The organism is Alteribacillus bidgolensis (assembly GCF_002886255.1).
GTDB lineage: Bacteria > Bacillota > Bacilli > Bacillales > Marinococcaceae > Alteribacillus > Alteribacillus bidgolensis.
In genome coordinates this window covers 50,302-70,719 of sequence record NZ_KZ614149.1, presented here as the reverse complement: position 1 = coordinate 70,719, position 20,418 = coordinate 50,302, and the positions used below count along the sequence as shown (strand labels likewise).

The window sequence follows — 20,418 nt, the reverse complement described above, 5'->3', positions numbered from 1 at the left end:
AGCAGATTTTACATATTATTACATTTTTTCAACTAAGCACAATAGGAAAAATAAGTTAGTGATAAGAGTTTGTACCTTTTTACCAAAAAATATGCATGTTTATTTTTTAAGCGAAAATTGCTGAAAAATTGTATCATATTGAAGTGGATAGAGTTCAAAACCACACATATCGTTTATAATCGTTTGGTTTCTTAAAACCGATAAAGCTAGATTTGTTGCAGCGGTCCCATGGGAATGGTCTATATTAGTTAATGTATAAATATAATGTGATCTCTCATCATTAAAAACAAGACGGTAGTACTCATCCACTTTATACCTTTTATTATCTTCCCAAACTAAATTATCAGCCATTTTTCTTATCCAATTAGGAATGTTTGGTTTGTATCCTGTCGCTAAAATTACTTTATCTGCTGTTTTTTCAAACCTTTCACCCTTTTGCCACTGTTCGCAGTATACGTTATATTCTTTATTCTTTCGTTTAATATCTTTTATTTCTGTCATTGGCTGTAAGGTAACAGAAGGATCCTTTCTTTCAATAGAACGGTGATAGAGTAATTCATAAATTTTCATAAGCGTTTCTTGTTCTATTCCTTTTCTCCCTTTATCCAGTTCAGGCAGTGCTTCTAGTCTGGCGTCAAACCCTAACGAACGAAAGTATTTAATAAAATCGGGCGAAAACACCTCCCTGGCCAGTTTTGCTGCTTCTGACTGATAGAAACCTGCTGAACGGGTAAACCAAGTAAGGTCATAATCATAGTGTTTTTGGTCCTCGAGCAGATCATAAAATATTTCAGCTGCACTTTGTCCTGATCCAACGATCATAATCTTATCTCCATTTTTTATCCGTTCTTTTTTCAGTCCATATAAACTGCTGTGATAGATGTCTTCATCAATTTTTTCATCTAATTCTGGAGGGAAAAGCGGAGTGCTTCCAGTACCAACTACCACATGGCGGGTGAAATAGGTATGCTTTTCTCCGTTGTTAACATGTAATACTTGCACTTTATAACACTCTTTTTCCGGGATTTCTTCTACATCGGTTACTCGATATCCGAAATGACAAGCGGTGAGCTTATTAGCGACCCATTTTGCATATGAATTATATTCTTTTCTCGGAATTTTCAAATCTTTATTAAAATAAAATTGGTATAATCGATTATGCTTATGTAAGTAATTTATTATTGTGTAAGGGCTAGTTGGATCTGCAAAGGTGACAAGATCAGCAAGGAAAGGCGAATTTAGTACAGTACCCTCAAGCAGCATTCCAGGATGCCATTCAAACGTACTATTTTGTTCAAAAAAAAGGCCGTTTATATTATCAACCCGTTCTAGTAAAGCGGCTAATCCCAAATTAAATGGACCAATTCCAACTCCAATTACATCATAAAGATTTTTTGTATTCATCGATCTCTACCTTTCTTCACATTACAATTTTAAGTGGCTGTACCAAAACTTCGCTTTCACCCTCAGGGCACAAGTGCGACATCTACTCAAACTCTCTTTGATCGTTCTCGTAGTGTCTTCTTTGCCGAGGGCAATGCTTCAGCTTCCTCGTAAGCAAAGACCGCTCACTGCGAGATCTTCAGCTGTTGCTTTGACGAACCGGACGTTCTAATGTCGGCCGTACTTCCACAGGACGCGTTAGTAAAAGATCCTTTTTCTTAGCTGACAACGCTTTTGTCTACGGTATTTAAGCTGAAGTTAATTAAAAAATTTAGCCGACTCGACTTATGGGACAGCCCCATGAAATAACACCACCTAATTTAGGTGGTGTTATTATTATAATATAACGGCAGCTATTAAACCGAATAAAAACAATGGTATATTATAATGAAGAAACGTTGGCACGCATGTGTCCCAAATGTGATGATGCCTTCCATCTGCATTTAAGCCAGAAGTAGGACCTAACGTACTGTCAGAAGCTGGTGATCCGGCATCCCCCATAGCACCTGCTGTTCCTATTAGCGCAACAGTAGCTAGCGGAGAAAAACCGACACTCATACAAAATGGCACAAACAAAGCTGCTAAAATAGGAATCGTACCGAAGGAAGTACCAATACCCATTGTCACAACCAAACCTGCAAGCAGCATAATAGCAGCTGTCATTACATTTGCTCCTCCTGCTGCATTTACCGCATTAGAAACCATGTCGTCTACAGCTCTAGTTTCCTCAAGGACATTTGCAAAACCTGAAGCAATCAGCATAACAAAAGCAATCATACCCATCAATTTGACCCCATCATTGACCATGTCATCGCCATGACGGAAGGGAACAACTCTAAAAATAAACATAAGAATAATGCCGGTTAACGCTCCAAATATAAGAGAATCCATTCCGATTTGAATGATAAGTGCAGCTAAGACTGCTAATATCGTAAAGGTATGTTTTATTGTGAATGGAGAACCTCCTGTGTCCTGATAACCTGAAGGATCCGTCGATGCTTTGTGTTCTGCCTCTAATTTTCTTGGATTTCGATACGTAACAAAGACAGCAATGAGAAGTCCGGCAATCATCCCTAGACCCGGAATAAACATCGCTTTCCAAATATCATTTACTGCTACCTCCATACCGCTTGCTGCCATCTCCTGAGCAATCGTGTTATGAAATATAAAACCAAAGCCAACGGGAAGCATAACATATGGCGCTTTTAAACCAAATGTTAAAGCCGATGCTACAGCCCGCCGATCGATACTCATTTCATCAAACAGCTTTAGTAATGGAGGAATAAGTATCGGGATAAAAGCAATGTGTACAGGTATAACATTTTGAGATAAACAAGCAGCTGCTGCTATGACCATAATTAAGAAGCCGCGCTTTCCTTTTAATACGCGTACAAGAGATGAGACCAATACCCCAGTTATCCCTGAGTAGCCAATCATCATAGCAAAAACCCCTAGCAGGATATAACTCAAGGCTGTTTCCGCCTGACCTCCCATTCCTGTAATCAACAGATCAAGCGCATCATTTAAGCCTAATCCTGACATCAGCCCAGCTGTAACGCCAGCAGCAAGTATAGCAAGTACCACATTTACCCGGAAAAGACTAAGAAGAATCATAACTAGTACAGATATAATAACGGTAATCATAAAAAAAGACCCCTTTTCCATTTAGCTCTCTGCCAAATTAAAGTATAAGGGCCATATTAGACTGGTGCAATACTTAATTGTTATTTCAAATGTGTCATTCTTTCCCATCTCTACTTTTTATCACAAGAAGCAGTCCACTTTTTACAACTATTTCTGCTGCTTTATTTACTATTTTATTACTTATACCCAACGCTTCCTTTCGCAGCAGCAAGGCTTCATTTAATGGATATAAAAACCCTTTTAATGTTACTCCTTCAGCCTTTTCAGTCATTGGCAGAATGGAGACATAAGAATAAGTATCCTTTTCTATGATTTTATAATCCGCCACTAAAAATAACTTATTCTGCTGATCAATGATCTCTGTTTCAATCCTTTTTTCTAACGCTTTTTCTAAAAGATGTAAGTTAGCTAAAGTGTGATCAAGTCTCGAACCTGTGACACCAAACATTTTTATGCTGTCTGGTTTTTTATCTAAAGCAAATTCAAGCCCCATTTCCGTATCCGTTTTGTCTTTATCATATGCGTCACAACTAATTACCTCTTTGGAGCATTGAATAATATATTCTGTTTGTTCGATAGTGACTGAATCAAAATCACCGATAGCTGCATCAGGAGAAAAACCGTGCTCTAGTAGAGCCCAAGCTCCGCTGTCCACTCCAATTAATACATCATCTTCTGTAATTTCTTGAAAAGCTTCCGGAAACAAAGCACCTCCGGCAAACAATAGTACTCTCATTAAGATCCTACTTTCTAATAAAAGTGACTCCGACATATACTTAATCGAGAAAAATGCAGATAGCGGCTCTGCAACTGATCTAACGCTGGCATTGAGTACTGAGTGTTACTCAAGGTCATTGTTCGCGATTCAGCATTTTTAGTGTTACTTTTTGAATCAAGTCCGGCAGCGTATTGAAGCTGTAAGGCTTAAATAACCGTTCCGAACGTTTATGCGCATCTTTTCCATAAACACCGAGATTTACCGCAGGTAAATTCAATTTTTGAATTGTTTGCATCGGAATCGGATAAATTTTTTCCATCTCAGGAAAGTTTTCTCTCAGGTAATTCGCTTCTTCTCCTGTTTCTTTTAATGACAAAAAGCTGCTGTCAGATAAAAACGGAAAAAACCGTTTCATTACAAACGTTTCTCCAAACTCCCTCTCCGCTTCTTCCATTGTTTCTTGTAATAGATCAAGTATTTCTTTTTCGATTTTAATACCTTCATCCAAATGATTATAAGGGATAAATGGCGGTGCTAAAAACAATATCACCATCGGTTTTTTATCTGGATCTTCTTCATGCAGTCTCTCTACTAATTCAAAGCAGAGTTCCCTTTTATCAGTAGTGTCACTGTTGTTTAATACCTCATCCCATAGCAGGCTTGAATGTATACCTTTCTTTTCTAAATGTACACAATACTCTTTTAAAGTCATCACTTCAATTTCCCAGTCCAGGTGCTCAGAGGCAGGCATGTGAGTATACGCCAAAAAATTGAGGTGCTGATCTTTCATATGATTCTTAACCTCTTCACAGGCTGCTTTGGTTTCTTTGAGGAGAGTGTCTAATATGTTTTTAGGGCTTTCTTTGTAAATAAAATAATTAAAATATAATCTGCTGCTAAGCGCAGTCTGTACATTATAAGATTCTTTATTATCTCTTTGATATAAACAAGTCGGGGGCAAAACAAGCTCCCCTTCCATTCGTTCTGTTAAATTCATATTGTAGTTAATTCGCCTGTTTAACTCAGATGAAATGAACGTCGGATCAATACCAGATAATGTTTCTCCTACGTGTGCTTCTCTTCCAAAAATACTAAAACAAGGAAGAATTTTACCAGCTGAGCCTGTATATATATAGCGGTTTGGATCGTTATCGTAGAGAGCGGTGGTGTAATCATTATTGATGGCAAGGGATAACTCTAATGACTCCTCTTCTTCTAGTCTTTGAAATTCCCTCACCGCTTCCATGATTCCAGAATGATCATTTTCTTCTGCTGGGTTAAGCAGAAGTAAAACGTTTCCATTTAATTCTTCTATCTGTTCACTAAACGAAAATAGATTCATTAGATGAACCGCAATGCCGCTTTTCATGTCAACAGACCCTCTGCCAAATAACCAGTCGCCGCTTTCAGCTTCTTCTTTTAGTACTGCATTTTGACTAGAGCTGGCAAAATGTTGGGACAGCTTCTTTGAATTAAAGGCAAACTTTTTTAAAAAGCCAAAGTCTTTGATGCCTACGGTATCCATATGTGAGTGATACACTACCGTTTTATTTGAAGAAATGTTTTCACCTTTTACTAAAGCAAACACATTTTTACGCTGAAGCTGGTCATTTGGAAGGGGCTGCTCCCATAATTGAGCTGGATACCTTTGAAAATATGGAAATTCTCGTAAAAAGGCAAAAAGATAATCTGCCAATTCTTTTTCACCTATTGTATCTGTAACGCTTGGTATATTCATTAAAGCAGTAGTTATCCGTTCTAAACTGTCAGACATATCCTTTGATAGAGAAATAGTCTGAAACAATTCTTTAGGGGAAAGAGCTGTTCGCTTTTCTGCCTTTGTTTGCTTCATTTCGCTGCTCCCTCCATTCCTTGCTGAGCCTCTTTTTTTATTATCTCTTCCTTTTCATCAAGCCGCAAGGAAAGAGTTTTTGGTATATTATGTTTTCAACGTGCTTACCGGTACGCCTTCTAACCAAACAAGGAGCCTTCCCAAAAGTTGGGGGCTCCTGTTCCCTATTGTTCTCTAGGGTGAAACCATTTTTGAAGTTGTTGTTTTAATTTTTTTGCTGCAGATGGATTTTTTCCTTTTGTTGAGATAGCAATATGATAGTCCTCTTCTTCAAAAGAAGCCGGAAAAGCTATATTTCCGATGGATGGATTGTCTGCCCCGTTTACTAACTGATGAGGAGCAACCGTACTATTAATAATGTGTTGAGCTTCTTTATTGCCAGATGCAGATATGACCATAAAAGCAGAGGTTAAATGTTTGGGTTTGCAGCTCTCTTTTAACCAATGAATCTTTCCGTTCGTATAAAGAGGTTCCAACTCGGAATGGAGTTCTGGTGCTACCACGGTAACCTTTGCAGATGCAGATAATAGTTTTTTTACTTTTCGATTCGCAACACTGCCGCCGCCAATCACTACAACATCCTTATTTTCAAGGTTGATAAAAACAGGGAAATTAAACATGCTCATCTGCTAAAAATTCAGGTTGTTGAAGAGTCTCTTCTGTCCGTTTTTTCAGAATTGTGATTAACTGTTCATCAAACCCTAAAAAATCACACAAGTGAATGTTTGTATCACTTTCTTGATTGGCGGCATTAATTTTCATTTGCATTTCTTGCATAAGTATTCCTGTAAATAAAAGATAAGGCACCACAAAGACGTGAGCCGCAGGGCTCTGCTTTATTTTTTCGAGCCCTTCATCAAAAGTAGGACGAGCGGCAGCCAGAAAAGCTGTCTCTACTTTCTGAGCTTTCGTTACTTCTTTAAGACGTGAGGCAATAACGTGAAAATCATCAATAGCTTGTTCATCGCTGCTGCCGCGGCCAACAAGCAAAATATCTGCCGATTGTTCATGCGTCCATCCCATTTTTTCGAGCCTCTGCTGCAGTACTAGCAGTATTTTTGTTTCCAGGCCAAATGGTTCACCGTATTGAAGGTTTAAATCCGGGTACCTCCGTTTAACTTCTTCCAATTCTTCAGGAATATCTTTTTTGATATGACCAGCTGCCAGCAATAAAACCGGAACCACTGCTAATGACTCCGCTCCCTGTTCTATACACCTTCTTGCTCCTTCTAATATGGAAGGATCTGCCAATTCTAAAAAACATGTTTCTTGAATAGGAACATCGATCTCTTTTTTTGCAATATCAACGAACGCTTTTAATTGGTCATTCCCCTCATTAACCCTGCTGCCGTGGCCTACGTAAAGTACTCCTTGCATTGGATCACCCTTTATTAAAAATATAGAAAATTATCGTTTTAAAGCAGAAAAACTATGAAGCAATTCTTCGTTTTCTGGTTTAGACAGTGTACAGTAGACATTCAAACCTGCAGCTTGAGCTGCTTCTTTTGTTTGCGGGCCATAGCAAATAATTGTTTTATTATTTACCCATTCTACTGCAGACACTCCTAAAACGTCCAGTTCAGTTAAAAGGGTATCTACCGCTTTAGCACAAGGCAGTACAATTGTATTAATAAGATTATCATTTACGATTCTTGCTGTTGTTTTACGAGTTTGGGGACTGACCTTTAATGCATGGCTTATCCAATCCACTTTATGATCATTATCTGAAGGTAAATCTTCTTTTTTTCCAATAAGCAAAGACTTATCGTCTGCTGGCGCTTCCTCTAAAAACGGAAAAATTCCATGCTGTTCTAGTTTCTTTTTCGTTCGTTTAGAACGAGCATAAACCCTTTCCGGCAGGCGGCGGATATCTATTTTTTGTTTTCTTAGCGTTTCAAAAAATAAAGAGACACTGTCATCTGAATGAAAGACCAGAGAATCAAAATGAGCTAAATCGTCAGGGATTGGTGTATTAGAATCTTCTTCTATGAATCTCGGAGCTTCCAATACCTCTGCACCATTATTTATCAAGGTTTTAGCAATTTTTCCTGGCTGAGGGGACGTTTTAACTACCCATACATATCTGCCGTGTAAAGCCTTATGCTCAAACCATGACAAATTTTCACGCAGAGCTGCTACCTCTCCAACCAGCGTTATCGCAGGATTCTGTACTTGCTCCATTTTTGCTTTCTCAGAAATATCAGCAAGTGTTCCATCGATCACCCGCTGCCTTCCTGTAGTTCCCCATTCTATAATCAATACCGGAGTATGCTCTGGCTTTCCAAAATAAATTAATTTTTCCGTAATAGCCGGAAGATTTTTTACTCCCATGTAAAAAGCAATCGTATCCACTGCTTTAGCTAGTGCTTTCCAATTCGGAGAAGGCTGTCCATTCTCTGAGTTACTATGGCCTGTAACTGCAGCAAAGCTTCCTGAAATGTTGCGGTGTGTAACTGGAATACCTGCATAAAGAGGAGCTGCTATGCCTGATGTTATTCCTGGAACGACTTCATATACAATCCCGGCTTCCTTTAAAGCCGCAGCTTCTTCGCCTGATCTTCCAAAAATCCCAGGGTCGCCTCCTTTTAAACGAACAACGTCAAGCCCCTCTCTCGCTTTTTCAACCATGAGCTGCTGAATGGCATCTTGACGGAGGTGGTGACGGTCTGGCAGCTTACCGCAATAAATTCGGTCTGCACTTTCTTTTGCTTTTTCAAGTAAAAGAGGGTTAACAAGCCGGTCATATAGAATGACATCAGCATTTTTTAAGCATTCTTCCCCTTTTATTGTAATTAAGCCTGCATCACCGGGACCTGCCCCTACCAAATATACTTTTCCTTCTTTCATTTTTGGTCCTCCCCACCTTCGCCATTCATCGTTGAATTAATTTATACAAGCTGTTTTCCTTTAAGATAATTTATCAAGAAATCGGCCGTTTCCTCAATGGTATATTCTTCTGTGTTTACGATAATTTCTGGTTTTTCCGGTTCCTCGTACGGAGAACCAATACCTGTAAAAGAAGGAATCTCCCCGTTTCGTGCTTTTTTATAAAGGCCTTTTGGATCTCTTTTTTCACAAGTGTCTAAGCTGCATTGCACAAAAACTTCTATAAATTCTCCTTCAGATAACAGATCTCGAAACTGTTGTCTGTCTTCACGATAAGGAGAGATAAATGCCGTGCTGACTATTTGGCCGCTGTCTACAAATAACTTGGATATTTCACCATACGGCGGATGTTTTCTTTTCTATCTTCCGGTGGAAAACCAAGATCGCTGTTCAATCCATGCCGTACATTGTCACCGTCTAATACGTACGTTTGCTTATTATCCTCAAATAGCTTTCTAGAAACGGCATTAGCTAAGGTGGATTTGCCTGATCCAGATAAACCAGTGAACCAAAGTACAAAGCTTTCATGTTCATTTTTCTTATTTCTTTCCGTTCGTGTAACTGAAGCATCATGCCAAACGATATTTTTTGTTCCCATTTTGTACTTCCTTTCTTCTTTTGGCATTTATGAAATTAGGAGACATTCTCTTTCAATCCTTTGATTAATACTTCAATTACTTCCGGTCTGCTGAATTCTGCCGGTGGATGCTCTCCGTTTTTAAGCATTTCTCTCACTTTCGTGCCTGATAAGATTACATGATCTTCTTTACCGTGCGGACAGGTTTTTGCAGAAGCCATGTTTTTACATTTGCTGCAATAAAAGCTGTGTTCGAAAAATAACGGTTTAATTCCTAGTTCTTCTGCTGTAAATTCCCTGAAAATGTGCTGGGCATCATAGGTTCCGTAGTAATCGCCTACCCCGGCGTGGTCCCTTCCAACTATGAAATGGGTGCATCCATAGTTTTTACGAACCATTGCATGGAAAATGGCTTCACGCGGCCCTGCATATCTCATTGCCGCTGGAAAAACAGCTAAGAAGGTACGGTTTTCAGGATAATAATCTTTAAGTAAAACCTCATAACTTTCCATTCGAACATCTGCTGGGATGTCATCCGCTTTTGTTGCCCCTACAAGAGGATTTAAAAATAACCCATCTACTGTTTCAAGAGCCGTTTTTTGAATGTATTCATGAGCACGGTGTACTGGATTTCTCGTTTGAAACCCAACAATGGTTTCCCAGCCTTTTTGAGCAAAAGTTTCTCTTGTTTCAGCAGGTTCAAGATAATATTGCTGGAACTGCTGATGAGGTATTTCTTTTACTAAAGTCACTGTTCCAGCTGCATAAATGTTCGGCCGTTCATACAGTTTCTTAACACCTGGATGTGCATCTTCTGTCGTTTTGTAGACATTAGCTGCTTCCTTTTCTTTATCTGGAGTATAAAACTCCTCAATTTGAATCGTTCCGTAGGTCGTTCCTTCATATACAAGAAGAGCCTCATCTCCTGTGTTTAAGGAAAGCGATGTGTCCTCTGGAACTGGTAAAGTAATAGGGATACTCCAAACCGTACCATCCGATAAACGCATATTATCCACTACAGATTCATAGTCTTTCTGGTTTAAGAAACCCGTCAGCGGGCTGAACGCTCCATTTGCAATAAGCTCCAAGTCAGCTATTGCAATGTTATCCAGTTGAATTACTGCATCTATACTTGCAGTATTCTTCGAAAAATCTTTTCTGTTTACTAGCGTTCCGCCGTGAGGATGGCTTAGAGTCATAATTTCACTCCCTTTTTTCTATTACTTTTATTTATGCAGACCGCATTCTGTTTTTCCTTGTCCTGACCAGCGGCCGCTCCTTAAATCGTCCCCTTCAAGTACGGCAGATGTGCACTGAACGCAGCCGATACTTGGATAATTTTGATCATGGAGCGGATTGTATGGGAGATTAAATGTTTCAATATACATCCATACATCTTCCCAGGTCCAATGAATAAGAGGGCATATTTTAATAGAGGAAAAACGATTATCTTTATTTACAAATTGCGTGTTTTGGCGAGTTGGTGATTGCTCTCTTCTTAAGCCTGATAACCAGGCACTATATTGGTTCAGTGCATTTTCAAGAGGTTCTAGTTTACGAATTTGACAACAGCGGTCGGGATTAGTCTCCCATAAACGATCCCCTTCCTTTTCCGCTTGTTCGGCCGGCGTCCATTTTGGCTTCAGCATGTGAATGTTTAATAATGGATATTTTTCTTTTACTTTGTCAATAAGCTCATACGTTTCTTTAAAATGAAAATCTGTATCCAAAAATATAATCTCAGCATCTGGTTTAATCTTACTAATCAGATCAATTAAGACGATTCCTTCCGCTCCAAAGCTGCAAGCGTACACTAAGTCGTTTCCATATTGTTCGTACCCCCAGCGGATAACATCTAATGCTTCTTTTCTAGCCAGTACCTGATCATTAATTTCTTTCAATCGATTTTCAGTTGAAGTTTGATAGGTCAGCATTCGCTTACCTCCCTTTCGTTTGCTGGACTGAACACCTTTGTATTTCACTTTTAATTCATACTATGTTTATAAGGATTATATGTTTACTTGTTAAACAGTATTTTAGTTAGTATGGCATAAAAAGTCAATGCTAAAATAGAAAAAACCGGCTTAGAGCCGAGCCATAATGTATTTATAAAAGTTTAGCGCCACCTTATATTTTCCAACGGTTTAAAACAGTATAGAAAGGGAGTGCGGCTAAGATAAAGCAGTTTTTGCTTAATTTTTGAACGCAAGTGGCTTAATGCGGCAGTTAGATGTGGACCAATAATATTGAAAAGTTATTATAAATAGGGAAGATTATCACTTTCCAGATGATTTAAAAACTCGGCTTGCCGCCGTTATGGCGGAAATGGTAGTTTTACTTGTACTTTGTTCCTTTAACAAAGTTAAACTTTTCTTAAGTGGATGAATTTCATCATTCATTTCCATATCATTATAAATATCGTAGGGTCTTCTTTGCCGCGGGCTTGGCTTCAGTCTCCTCGGCAGCAAGCGGCCTGCGGGGTCTTCAGCTCAAGCTTATCCCAAAGGAGTCGCCGTCTTCCACTACAATCATATAATGTTCGTTTTTGATAATCAAAATAGCACTTATGAAATTGATTCAAGTATAAAAAAAAGATGCCGTTTTTTGGCATCGTTTTGCTAGTCGATAAGTTCAATCACTGCAGCAGATTCTCCAACTGATGTCAGAGACGGCTCTTCAGCGAGTGATTTATCCATGTTTACGTGCAGAAAAAATCCAATTAATATAGAACACGGAATAAGAAGCAAACGCTTCATTTTCCCCCAACTTTCTCTTTTGTTAGTTATTTCTTATTATAATAATCTATCATCTTTATACCAAATCCCATTCTTTTATATAATAGACGTTAAGGTTTTATAATAAAGATACATTCTTTTTCAGACGTCCGTAATATAATTTTTCTCGTTTAAGCTCTTCTATGTTTCCAATTGTTACAAATGAGACCGATAAGATATGTATGTCTTAATCCATATAAATGGCTGTTTATCTTACAGGGTTTTTGTTTATACATTTAATCTTGCTTAAGGCAGGATTGGCTTTAGTACATGAGTCTTGACAAGAATTTATTTCCCTCTCTTTATATTTCTATTTTATTACATATTTCCTCAAAAACTTACATTTTCTTTAAAAAAACTGATTGCAATTTTAAAAGAGGGCCCTTTTACCCATGTTCATTCTCCCTTCCTTCCTTTCTTTTTAACTACTTTAGACATAACAACATTTTATATTTTTATAAAATGAGTCTTTTTTTCTGTGTTTAACTTCCTGTTCTATTCATCTACTTAGTTTTTCTAATCTATTAGACCCTTACTGTACCTTTCACTTCCCGATAAAATGACGAGTGGGAACTATTAACCTGAAGAAGGGTGAATTGTAATGATATCAAATACTGAAATAGGAATTGACCTGGGTACTGCAAATATCCTCGTTTATACTAAAGAAAAAGGAATCGTTCTAAATGAGCCATCCGTAGTAGCTATAAATACAGATACAGGGGATGTACTTGCAGTTGGAACGGAAGCTAAAGAAATGGTTGGAAAAACACCTGGTCAAATAGTAGCGATGAGACCGCTGAAACAAGGCGTGATTGCTGATTATGATGTAACTTCCACGTTGTTAAAACAAATCATGAAAAAAACAAGTAAAAATGTTGGTTTTTCCGTCCGAAAACCAAAAGTAATCGTTTGCACCCCTTGTGGTTCGACATCAGTCGAAAGAAGAGCTATCAGGGACGCGGTAATGAGCTGCGGTGCAAAAGAAGTACATTTAATAGAGGAACCCGTTGCTGCAGCACTAGGTTCAGATTTACCGGTAGAAGAACCAACAGCTAATGTCATTGTAGATATTGGAGGAGGAACAACTGAAGTGGGTATTATCTCCTACGGAGGCGTTGTATCTTCTCATTCCATACGCCGGGGCGGTGACAACTTAGATGAAGATATCGTCCATTATGTGCGAAAAACATATAATCTGCTTATTGGGGAAAGAACTGCAGAAGATATTAAAATAAATATCGGCAACGCTTTACCAGACCATCAAGAACAGTCACTTGAAATTCGCGGCCGTGACCTTGTGACTGGTCTTCCTAAATCTGTTGTTTTACATTCTAGTGAAATCCATGGAGCTATCGCAGAATCACTTGAGCACATACTCGAAGCTATTCGCGGAACGTTGGAAAATTGTCCTCCTGAACTTAGCGGAGATATTGTTGACCAGGGGATCATTCTTTCTGGTGGCGGATCCTTGCTGAGCGGTATGGAAGAATGGCTTAGTGATAAAATTATAGTCCCTGTTCATTTAGCCCCTCAGCCATTAGAAGCCGTTGCTATTGGAACAGGACGATCTCTAAAAATGATCGACAAATTACAAAAAGCTTCGGTCTAAAGCAAAAAACTGTTCGGTTTGTATCTTTCCGAACAGTTTTTTATATTTTTATTCTTTGGTAGCCTTTTTTTAGCTGCTTTCGGTGCAGGCCAAATCATTGGCAAAAGCAAAATGGAAACTGGTACTGCTGTTACTACGATAAAGTTCTGTAAAGCTTCTACACTTCCTTCTCCAATGTATAGGAGAATAACAGCAATCATTCCCATTAACACTGCCCAAAATATTACCGCGTTTCGGGTTTCCTTCCCTCGTTACTCCCATAGAAATGGTGAAAGCCATCGAATCGGTCGTTGTTATCACAAAAAGCACGGTTAATAATAAAAATAGCGGAGTGACAATAAATAAAAATGGTAATTGTTCTGTAATAGAAATCATGGCTGCATGCATGCCAGCACCCATTAAAGCATCAGAAACCGAACCCGGATTTTCTATTTCAAGATAAATGCCTATCCCCTCCAACTACAGTACACTTTGTTTACCTGTAAAAATATTATTCGTTCCTTTTTTACAGAAAGTAATGACTGTTTTCGGATGAATAGAAAATACAATGATGGAAACGGTACTAACTATACTTAGAATAACAACGGCTCGCCAACAAGAAGTCTCTTTTCCTTTCAAAAAAAACGGCCAAGTTAATACGGCCATCATGACACCGACTACTAGAATCACCCCATTTTGTCATCTCCAGAACCCATGACTGATCTTCTAATGACATTAAGCAGTAAGCAATACAATCATTTACACAATAGTCGAAAGTTAAGTTGCAGCAATTGTCCCTGCTTTATAGCCGATAAACATTTTAATTACTTTCAGTCCAGTCAGTGTATTCCCAAGTGCCAGCACATCTCCATACTCCTCCTCGTCCAAGAATTTAAAAATTTGGACGACTTCTTTATGAGTAAAAGGAATTCTGCTGGTCCTTCTAACCAAGCAGACGAGTACGTAAAAACGTTATACATATTTTCTATTGCTCCAATACATGCCGCCACTCTATTTCGTATGTCACTATTTTTTTAAGATCACTCCGAACACTTCCTACTTAAAATTTATTTCTTGACCTATTTGTATATACAAGTTACACTACATATTGACTTAAAAATTTGTATATACAAGATTAAATGTAAGCGGATTTATAATTTTAATATAAGGGAAAAGAACAACATCCCTTCTAATATAGTCGCTTCATTTTAGGAAGTTTCTGTTTGAAAAAGGCGTAGATGGCTTTCGATTGGATGTTATTAATTTAATATCCAAAGACCAGGATTTTCCAAATGATGATGGAAGCAAAGCGCCGGGAGATGGACGTAAATTCTATACCGATGGTCCACGAATTCACGAATTTATGAACGAAATGAATAAAAATGTTTTTGCTAAATATGACGTCATGACTGTAGGAGAAATGTCGTCTACTACTATTGATGACTGTATAAAATATACTCGTCCCGATCGTAATGAACTTAATATGACATTTAATTTTCATCACCTTAAAGTAGATTATCCTAACGGAGAAAAATGGGCATTAGCTGAGTTTGATTTTGTCCAGCTAAAAAATATTTTATCAACCTGGCAGACTGAAATGCATAAAGGAGGCGGCTGGAATGCCTTATTTTGGTGCAACCATGATCAACCGCGTGTCGTGACACGTTTCGGTGATGATGAAATGTATCATAATGAATCGGCTAAAATGCTTGCTACGACAATTCATCTGATGCAGGGCACCCCTTATATATACCAGGGAGAAGAATTTGGAATGACAAATCCAAAGTTTGATACCATTGAAGAATACAGGGATGTAGAGACACTCAATTATTATAAAATATTAAAAGACAAAAACGTCCCTGAGGAAGAAATTATGGACATTATTAAAGCGAAATCCAGAGATAATTCCCGGACTCCAGTACAATGGAATCAGACGCCTCATGCAGGCTTTACTTCTGGAACACCATGGATTTCAGCGGCACCAAACTATAAAGAAATAAATGCTGAAAAAGCTCTCGAGGATGAAAATTCTATTTATTATCACTACCTGCAACTAATTCAGTTTCGAAAACAATATGACATAATCACGAAAGGAGATTACCAGTTACTGCTTGCTGATCACCCGAAGATCTTTTCTTATGTCCGTAAAACAGAAGATCAAGCGTTATTAGTATTGAACAACTTTTATCAAAAAGAAACGGTATTTCATCTTCCAGAAAACCAAAACCATTTGTTACAAAAAGATAGCAGCGTTTTATTGTCCAATTATGATGATTCCATAAACAAAATAGATAACGTAGTTCTTCGTCCATATGAATCGGTGGTTTACTTGTTAACCTAAATAAACGTATATTTGGTGATTGCCGTGAAAAAAAAATATATTTATATTTACGATAGCATTGCAGAAAAAGTAAAGAATGGTCTTTATCAGCCAGGAGAGCTCCTTCCTTCTGAAAACCAGTTAGTAAAAGAGTATTCTACGTCTCGAGAAACCATTCGGAAAGCATTAAAATTGTTATCTGAGCATGGGTACATTCAAAAAATTCAAGGAAAGGGCTCTGTAGTATTAGATATTAATAAAGTCACTTTTCCAGTTTCCGGTTTGGTCAGCTTTAAAGAATTAGCTCAAAAAATGGAAGGAAGGGTATCGACTGACGTCACAACGTTTCAAGAAATAACTCCAGACGAGGAGGTTAAAAGTCAGCTTTCTATAACTGCTGAAGAAATGGTTTGGAAAGTTGGCAGGGTACGGAAAATTGATGGAGAAAAAATTATTTATGATAAAGACTACTTATTAAAAGACATTGTTCCTGCTTTAACAAAAGAAATTTGTGCTGATTCAATCTATCACTATGTAGAATCAGTTTTAGGTTTAATTATTAGCTTTGCTAAAAAAGAAATTACGATTGAAAAGCCAAGTAGTGAGGATAAAGAGCTGTTAGACCTGAACGAGTTTTCAAGTATTGTGGTGGTCAAAAACCATGTATACCTTGATGATACTACCCTTTTTCAATACACCGAATCGCGTCACCGGCCAGATAAATTTAAGTTTGTTGATTTTGCCCGCCGTAACCATTAAAGTAACCTATCGTCGAATTAATAAGGTTTAAAGGCCAGACAGAGGTAAGTGAAAGCCAAAAGGAGCCCTATCTCATTATCAACAGATAGGGCTCTTTTATTTACTCTTCAATCGATACATCTAGTAATTGATAAATGCCATTTGGATGTTTCCAAAACCCTTTGACTTCATCTCTTATCCCAACAAGATAATCATCGTGGTGAGAATAAATCATCGGTGCTTCCTCTACCAGAAGTTCCATTGCTTCTTTATACAAGTCTTTTCTTTCTTCTTCATCTTCTGCTCTTCTTGCTTCTTCAAGCACTTCATCAATTTCTTCGTTTTCTAAGAAGGAGCGGTTTCCAGGATCCCCATGGTTATCAGAGTGAAACAGTGGATACATACCATAGTCTGCGTCACCGGTCACTGTGCTCCAGCCTAGAATGAACATGTCATGCTCGCCTTCTGCCGTACTGTCTAGGTATGCTCCCCATTCTAACACTTCTATTTCAACTTCTATACCAATTTCCTTAAGCTGCTGCTGAACTACTTCTGCTATATCTTGTCGTTCACGATCATCATTTGTCCACAGGGTAGTAGAAAATCCATCTTCATATCCAGCTTCTGCTAACAAATCTTTGGCTTGTTTCGGGTCGTATTCCAGTCCATCTACTTCGTCACTAAAACCAAATACATTTTCTCCAATAGGACCAACCGCTTCCGTAGCAGCCCCATCCATTACCCCTTCAACAATTGCCTCTTTATCTACGGCCATTGATATCGCTTGGCGCACTTTTTTGTCATCAAACGGTTCTTTTTGGATATTAAAACCAATATATTCAAGACTTAAACTGTCTTGGACATACATATCCACCCCGTCCGTATTTTCAATTCTTGACATGTCACTTGGACTCACTGGGTAAATGATATCTGCTTGTCCCTTCTCTAATTCTCCAACTCTTGTTAAATCTTCAGGCGTTACTTTAAAGGTTACCGTATCGACATTTGGAACATCGCCCCAATAATCTTTGTTCTTTTCAAGCACAGCTTCATTACCACTGTCCCATTCTTGAAATTTAAACATACCTGTACCATGAGGGTTATCATTAATATAATCCCCTGGCTGTTCACCATTCTCCATCGCAGCATAATCTTCTTCAATTGCGTCGGGACTAATTATTCCACCGCCGCTATGTGCTAAATGTGCTGGAAGTGGTGCAAATGGAAATTCTGTAACAAATTCTACTGTAAATTCATCTATCACATTTACTTCTTCCACCATTTCATATAAAAAAGCACGCGGAGAAGCTACCTCTTCATCTTGAATACGGTCAATGTTTGCTTTTACAGCTTCTGCGTTAAACTCTGCTCCATCATGGAAGGTAACATCATCCCTAAGATAAAATTCCCATGTCGTATCTCCTGTTTGTTCCCAATCTTCTGCAAGTTTGGGCTGCAACTCCATATTTTCATCCTGTATAACAAGTGTTTCGAAAACATTATGCTGGACATTACTTGATGGGACATCGTTAGAATCATGTGGATCCATTCCAGTTATATCTGACAAAGTGGCGATGACGAGATCGCCTCCATCAGATGCTTCCCCACTTCCATCTTCCTCTGCCGTTTCGTTTCCATCTCCTCCAGCATCTTCTCCTCCGCCTTCATTTGGCTCGCTTGCACAAGCTGCTAATAGAACAGTGAATAAACTGATCATAAAAAATTTTCTGAAAATATTAGACGGTAATATTTTCATCCCTTCAACCCCCCTATGATAATTTTGAATAAAATCATTATTAATATAACTTATAGAATTATTTCAATCAACCCATTTTTTGAAATTTTTGTAATAATAATTTCATACTTTTTTACTTTAAAGCGGCATCAAAAGCCTTTTTACCTAAAAAATGAATATCTATTCACTACATCACCTGTTTTTCTGATATAATTATTGTAATCTCGTTTTAACATGATATAATTCAAATTTGTAACATAACTAAAATTCAGAAAATTCGAAAGGGTGAAAATAAACATGCCGGAAACAACAGTGAATTATCCAGTCACAACACCTCCTAACCCACGTGTAGAAAGTTTTAAAAATGTTCTGAAACGACTTAAAAAGAATAAAGCAGCTGTGGTCGGAGGGTTTTTAATCCTTTTCTTTGTCGTAGTGTCTATTATTGGTCCTTTTTTTACACCCTTTGATCCCTCGGAACAAAACCATGTCAATAAATTAGCTGGACCATCTGCAGAACACTGGTTTGGAACGGATCACCATGGACGTGATATATTCAGTCGTATTATCCATGGAATGTCTATTACATTGTATATTGGTTTTTTCTCTGTATTAATTGGAGCAGTAATTGGTGTTTTATTTGGAATAGTATCCGGTTATTTTGGAGGAAAAATGGATGCTATCATTATGAGAATTATGGATGTACTGCTTGCGTTTCCTGGTATTTTACTTGCATTGGGCATTGTGAGCGTTCTCGGAGGAAGTTTGAATAACGTGATCATTTCTGTCGGTATTTTTTCTGTGCCTGCTTTTGCAAGAATCGTCAGGGGATCTACACTATCCGTTAGAAAGCTCGAGTATATTGATGCAGTGCGCGCATTAGGTGCAAGTCACTTTAGAATTATCTTTCGACATGTTCTGCCTAATGTTATGTCACCAATTATAGTGCAAGCAACTTTAAGAATGGCTACTGCTGTACTTACAGCAAGCGGTCTTTCCTTTCTTGGTCTTGGAGCCCAACCGCCAACTCCTGAATGGGGAGCCATGCTCAGCGATGGCCGAAACTATATGTGGGATGCCGGCCATGTTGCATTTTTTCCCGGAATAGCTATTGTGGTTGTTGTATTAGCGTTTAATATTTTTGGGGATGGATTGCGCGACGCGCTCGATCCGAAAATGAAATCATAAAAGAAAGGAGTGATCTAATTGTTTCAATTTATTATTAGACGAATCCTGCAAACGGTACCAGTATTGTTTGGGGTAACAATTCTAGTATTTTTTATGATGCACCTTATTCCCGGCGACCCGGCTCAAGTAATAGCAGGTGAAGCAGCCAATGAAGAACAAGTTGAACAAATGAGAGAACGACTGGGCTTAAATGATCCTTTATATGTTCAATATGGAACGTACTTAATGAACGCCCTTCAAGGTGATCTCGGTGATTCCATTCGCAGCGGCCGAGAGGTTACTGCGGAAGTTTCAAGCAGATTTTTGGTTACGTTTGAACTGGCTTTTTACAGTACTCTTCTTAGTATTTTCATAGGTTTAATAGCAGGGATTATATCTGCTGTACGTCAATATACATTTTCAGATGTAGGTATTATGATTGTCGCCCTTTTCGGTTTGTCTATGCCTAATTTTTGGCTGGGGTTAATGCTCATGCAGTATTTTTCTTTAAACCTTGGCTGGCTCCCTGTATCGGGCTGGGGTACCCCAGACAGAATTATTTTGCCGGTTATTGCTTTAGGAACAGCAGGAGCTGCGATTATTGCGCGTATGACCCGCTCAAGTATGCTTGAAGTAATAAACCAGGATTACATTCGAACGGCACGCGCTAAAGGTGTTAAAGAGAAATATGTCATTTATAAGCATGCATTAAAAAATGCGATGATCCCTGTCGTAACCGTGATCGGATTAGAGTTTGGAACTCTTCTTGGAGGAGCTGTCCTTACAGAAACAGTCTTTTCTATCAATGGGCTTGGGCGCTATATAGTTGAATCTATCGGTGCTAGAGATTTCCCGGTCGTTCAAGGTTCCGTTTTAGTCATTTCACTTGTATTTGTCATTGTCAATCTGCTAGTAGATATTTCATATCGTTTCTTAAACAAACGAATTGACTTGAATTAAATTCGTTAGAAACGTT

16 protein-coding genes and 3 pseudogenes are annotated in these 20,418 nt (G+C 38.3%); 5 read left to right on the top strand and 14 right to left on the bottom strand.

Annotated features, from left to right (window positions below; all coding sequences use genetic code 11):
* Positions 1-99: 99 nt before the first annotated feature.
* The 11 genes and pseudogenes from CEF16_RS00335 to CEF16_RS23485 all read right to left on the bottom strand — a co-directional run bounded on the left by CEF16_RS00335 (position 100) and on the right by CEF16_RS23485 (position 11,876).
* Positions 100-1,404 carry a lysine N(6)-hydroxylase/L-ornithine N(5)-oxygenase family protein gene (locus CEF16_RS00335; protein ID WP_091586119.1) on the bottom strand — a complete coding sequence of 435 codons (1,305 nt, stop codon included), beginning with the start codon at positions 1,402-1,404 and terminating at the stop codon, positions 100-102.
* A 375-nt stretch (positions 1,405-1,779) separates the two neighbouring features.
* Entirely contained in the window at positions 1,780-3,087 is a 1,308-nt protein-coding gene (locus tag CEF16_RS00330; protein WP_091586117.1) for a Na+/H+ antiporter family protein, read from the bottom strand.
* A gap of 94 nt (positions 3,088-3,181) precedes the next feature.
* On the bottom strand, positions 3,182-3,823 hold the full coding sequence (locus CEF16_RS00325; RefSeq protein WP_211295838.1) for a thiamine diphosphokinase: 642 nt from the start codon (positions 3,821-3,823) through the stop codon (positions 3,182-3,184).
* Between the two features lie 115 nt (positions 3,824-3,938).
* The gene (locus tag CEF16_RS00320) at positions 3,939-5,657 is read right to left on the bottom strand and encodes a M20/M25/M40 family metallo-hydrolase (RefSeq protein ID WP_245917728.1); all 1,719 of its coding nucleotides are present in this window, start codon (positions 5,655-5,657) and stop codon (positions 3,939-3,941) included.
* A 164-nt stretch (positions 5,658-5,821) separates the two neighbouring features.
* Complete coding sequence (locus CEF16_RS00315) at positions 5,822-6,277, bottom strand: precorrin-2 dehydrogenase/sirohydrochlorin ferrochelatase family protein (RefSeq protein WP_170031438.1); 456 nt, start codon at positions 6,275-6,277, stop codon at positions 5,822-5,824.
* The gene (locus CEF16_RS00310) at positions 6,270-7,034 is read right to left on the bottom strand and encodes a sirohydrochlorin chelatase (protein WP_091586113.1); all 765 of its coding nucleotides are present in this window, start codon (positions 7,032-7,034) and stop codon (positions 6,270-6,272) included. The genes CEF16_RS00315 and CEF16_RS00310 overlap by 8 nt, the downstream gene beginning before the upstream one ends.
* 30 nt (positions 7,035-7,064) lie before the next feature.
* Positions 7,065-8,504, bottom strand: a complete 1,440-nt coding sequence (gene cobA, locus CEF16_RS00305; RefSeq protein WP_091586112.1) for a uroporphyrinogen-III C-methyltransferase — start codon at positions 8,502-8,504, stop codon at positions 7,065-7,067.
* Between the two features lie 41 nt (positions 8,505-8,545).
* A pseudogene (cysC, locus tag CEF16_RS00300) lies at positions 8,546-9,141 on the bottom strand (adenylyl-sulfate kinase).
* 35 nt (positions 9,142-9,176) lie between these two features.
* Positions 9,177-10,319 (bottom strand): sulfate adenylyltransferase, encoded by a 1,143-nt coding sequence (gene sat, locus CEF16_RS00295; RefSeq protein ID WP_091586110.1) that lies wholly within the window; start codon positions 10,317-10,319, stop codon positions 9,177-9,179.
* Between the two features lie 27 nt (positions 10,320-10,346).
* Complete coding sequence (locus tag CEF16_RS00290; RefSeq protein WP_091586108.1) at positions 10,347-11,054, bottom strand: phosphoadenylyl-sulfate reductase; 708 nt, start codon at positions 11,052-11,054, stop codon at positions 10,347-10,349.
* 684 nt (positions 11,055-11,738) lie between these two features.
* Positions 11,739-11,876 carry a hypothetical protein gene (locus tag CEF16_RS23485; RefSeq protein WP_170031435.1) on the bottom strand — a complete coding sequence of 46 codons (138 nt, stop codon included), beginning with the start codon at positions 11,874-11,876 and terminating at the stop codon, positions 11,739-11,741.
* A 619-nt stretch (positions 11,877-12,495) separates the two neighbouring features.
* Between CEF16_RS23485 and mreBH the strand changes: the two genes are divergently transcribed.
* A complete protein-coding gene (gene mreBH, locus CEF16_RS00285; RefSeq protein ID WP_091586106.1) occupies positions 12,496-13,503 on the top strand; it encodes a rod-share determining protein MreBH in 1,008 nt (335 codons plus the stop codon).
* Here the strand turns inward: mreBH and CEF16_RS00280 are convergent.
* Together CEF16_RS00280 and CEF16_RS00275 are read right to left on the bottom strand one after the other, a co-directional pair.
* Positions 13,500-13,962 (bottom strand): annotated as a pseudogene (locus tag CEF16_RS00280) (BCCT family transporter); the annotation flags it as partial. The gene mreBH and the pseudogene CEF16_RS00280 overlap by 4 nt on opposite strands.
* Complete coding sequence (locus CEF16_RS00275; protein ID WP_091586104.1) at positions 13,963-14,172, bottom strand: hypothetical protein; 210 nt, start codon at positions 14,170-14,172, stop codon at positions 13,963-13,965.
* Positions 14,173-14,698: 526 nt separating this feature from the next.
* Here CEF16_RS00275 and CEF16_RS00270 point away from each other — a divergent pair.
* Together CEF16_RS00270 and treR are read left to right on the top strand one after the other, a co-directional pair.
* Positions 14,699-15,823 (top strand): annotated as a pseudogene (locus CEF16_RS00270) (alpha-amylase family glycosyl hydrolase); the annotation flags it as partial.
* Between the two features lie 24 nt (positions 15,824-15,847).
* A complete protein-coding gene (gene treR, locus CEF16_RS00265; protein ID WP_091586100.1) occupies positions 15,848-16,561 on the top strand; it encodes a trehalose operon repressor in 714 nt (237 codons plus the stop codon).
* Between the two features lie 100 nt (positions 16,562-16,661).
* Here the strand turns inward: treR and CEF16_RS00260 are convergent, their stop codons facing one another.
* Entirely contained in the window at positions 16,662-18,296 is a 1,635-nt protein-coding gene (locus CEF16_RS00260; protein ID WP_091586099.1) for a glutathione ABC transporter substrate-binding protein, read from the bottom strand.
* Between the two features lie 276 nt (positions 18,297-18,572).
* On the opposite strand from CEF16_RS00260, the gene CEF16_RS00255 reads away from it, so the two are divergent.
* Entirely contained in the window at positions 18,573-19,463 is an 891-nt protein-coding gene (locus CEF16_RS00255) for an ABC transporter permease (RefSeq protein ID WP_091586098.1), read from the top strand.
* Between the two features lie 18 nt (positions 19,464-19,481).
* Positions 19,482-20,402: a nickel ABC transporter permease gene (gene nikB, locus CEF16_RS00250; protein ID WP_091586096.1), complete on the top strand. Its 921-nt coding sequence runs from the start codon at positions 19,482-19,484 to the stop codon at positions 20,400-20,402.
* The last annotated feature ends 16 nt before the right edge of the window (positions 20,403-20,418 follow it).